This is a genomic window from Pseudomonas sp. P4_C3 (assembly GCF_056402075.1).
In genome coordinates this window covers 1-2,327 of sequence record NZ_JBFUIC010000488.1, presented here as the reverse complement: position 1 = coordinate 2,327, position 2,327 = coordinate 1, and the positions used below count along the sequence as shown (strand labels likewise).

The 2,327-nt window shown below is 60.1% G+C and carries 3 protein-coding genes; 1 reads left to right on the top strand and 2 read right to left on the bottom strand.

The window, feature by feature from the left end:
- Positions 1 to 44 precede the first annotated feature (44 nt).
- On the bottom strand, positions 45 to 1,157 hold the full coding sequence (locus AC1DVH_RS29705) for an enoyl-CoA hydratase/isomerase family protein (RefSeq protein WP_477756794.1): 1,113 nt from the start codon (positions 1,155 to 1,157) through the stop codon (positions 45 to 47).
- A 132-nt stretch (positions 1,158 to 1,289) separates the two neighbouring features.
- Here AC1DVH_RS29705 and ung point away from each other — a divergent pair, with 132 nt between their 5' ends.
- Positions 1,290 to 1,982 carry a uracil-DNA glycosylase gene (gene ung, locus AC1DVH_RS29700; protein WP_477756793.1) on the top strand — a complete coding sequence of 231 codons (693 nt, stop codon included), beginning with the start codon at positions 1,290 to 1,292 and terminating at the stop codon, positions 1,980 to 1,982.
- 102 nt (positions 1,983 to 2,084) lie between these two features.
- Here ung and AC1DVH_RS29695 read toward each other — a convergent pair.
- Positions 2,085 to 2,327: AbrB family transcriptional regulator (locus AC1DVH_RS29695; protein ID WP_477756792.1), on the bottom strand; the 243-nt coding region annotated here is incomplete at its 5' end.

Here is a 2,327-nt window from a genome sequence, read left to right as displayed (position 1 = left end):
GCCATCGCGAGCAGGCTCGCTCCCACAATTTTTATGCGCGGACTTTAGTACTCGGACAAATCCGCCAGCGGATGCCGACCTTCCCACGCCTTGTGAAAGTGCGCCTCTACCACCGCGTCCGGCACGTTATTGATATCCGGCCAGTGCCAGCGAGGCTTCTGATCCTTGTCGATCAACCGGGCACGTACGCCTTCGCTGAACTCCGGATGACGACAGCAGTTGAGGCTCAGGGTGTATTCCATCTGGAAAACTTCGGCCAGCGACAAGTGCCGGGAACGGATGATCTGCTCCCACACCAGATGAGCGGTCAGCGGCGCGCCTTCGCTCAGGGTCCTGGCTGCGCGGCTCAGCAACAGGTCGGTGTGATCGCGCAAGGCGCTGATCGCTTTCCAGGCGCAACGCACGTCGCTGACGTCCAACAGCTCGTCGATCTGCTGTCGGCGCGGCAGCCACTGGGCTTCGGGCATCTGTGCCACGGCTTCCTGCTGCAAGGCCTTGAGCAGGCTGTTGAGCTGCATGGGTGTCTGTTCCTGCCAGTTCAATTGCAACAGGCCTTCGAGCAATTCCGGCTGCTGCTCATCGAGCAGGAAACGATCGGCCAGGTCCAGGTCGATGGCATCGCGGCCGTTCATGTGCGCACCGGTCAGGCCCAGGAACAACCCGAGCTTGCCGGGCAGGCGCGACAGAAACCAACTGGCGCCAACATCCGGGTACAGGCCGATGCCGATCTCCGGCATCGCCAACCGGCTGCTCGGCGTGACGATGCGGATGCTTGCCCCTTGCAACAATCCCATGCCACCACCGAGCACATAGCCGTGGCCCCAACAGATCAACGGTTTCGGGTAGGTATGAAGTTTGAAGTCCAGGCGATATTCCGCCGCAAAAAAGTGCGCGGCCAGTAGTGGCACTTCCCCGGGTTGCTCGCGGCAGGCTTCCACCAGGCTGCGCACTTCACCCCCGGCGCAAAAAGCCTTGGCGCCATTACCGCGCAAGAGGACGCAGACGATCTGCGGGTCCTTGGCCCAGGCTTCCAGGCGGTCGCGCAGGGCGTTGATCATTGGCAGGGACAGGGCGTTCAGGGATTTTTCGGCATCCAGGCTGGCGATGCCGATGCGTGCGCCGTCGGTGCCGGTGAGTTCTTCGAAGTGCAGATTCATCGTGACCTCGATCGGGAATTTGAGGGTTAAGTATGATCGCTGTGTGGGAAAGTGCCGGATCTGCGTCAGATCAATTGACAAGCGTGATGCGCTTTCCTAGGGTTCGCCCCATTGTTTTTGCCGGATGTAACCATGACTGCTGAAGACCGTATCAAACTCGAACCGAGCTGGAAGGAGGCACTGCGTGCCGAATTCGACCAGCCCTACATGGCAGAGTTGCGAAACTTCCTGCAACAGGAGCGGGCGGCCGGCAAGGAGATCTATCCGCCGGGGCCGATGATCTTCAACGCGCTCAATTCCACGCCGCTGGACAAGGTCAAAGTGGTGATCCTCGGTCAGGATCCTTATCACGGTCCGGGACAGGCCCATGGTTTGTGCTTCTCTGTACAACCTGGAGTACCGGCGCCACCGTCGCTGGTGAACATTTACAAAGAACTCAAACGCGACCTGAACATCGACATCCCCAACCATGGCTACCTGCAGAGCTGGGCCGATCAGGGCGTGCTGATGCTCAACACCACCATGACCGTCGAGCGGGCCAACGCCAATGCGCACAAGGACAAGGGCTGGCAATTTTTCACCGATCGAATCATTGAAGTGGTCAGCCAACAACAACCGCACCTGGTGTTCATGCTGTGGGGCGCCCATGCCCAGAGCAAACAGAAGCTGATCGATGCCACCAAGCACCTGGTGTTGACCTCGGTGCACCCGTCTCCGCTGTCGGCCTATCGCGGCTTCCTCGGATGCGGGCACTTCGGTCGGACCAACAAGTTTCTGGAGCAGAATGGCGAGACGCCGATCGAGTGGCGGTTGCCGCCGGTTTGATGTGCTGACTGGGCCGGCCCCATCGCGAGCAAGCTCGCTCCCACAGGGAACACACGAACCCAGTGGGAGCGAGCTTGCTCGCGATGAAGGCGACTCGGTCCATCAGACTGAATCCGGGTTCCGGTTCCAGTACTTGAACAACGGCTCCGCCAGAAACAGCACAAACAACAACCGCATCACCTGCATCGCCGTCACCAGCGGCACCGACAGTTGCAGGGTTTCCGCCGTCAGGCTCATCTCGGCAATACCGCCGGGCATCATGCCCAAAGTCAGTGAACGCAGATCCAGATGGGTCATCGCACTCAAACCCAATGCCGCCACCGTGGCGATCAGCATGGTCAACAC

What these genes read in the sequence shown, in the direction of transcription:
- AC1DVH_RS29705 (WP_477756794.1), bottom strand. Translation starts at nt 1,157, where the DNA reads ATGAATCTGCACTTCGAAGAACTCACCGGCACCGACGGCGCACGCATC.
- ung (WP_477756793.1), top strand. Translation starts at nt 1,290, where the DNA reads ATGACTGCTGAAGACCGTATCAAACTCGAACCGAGCTGGAAGGAGGCA.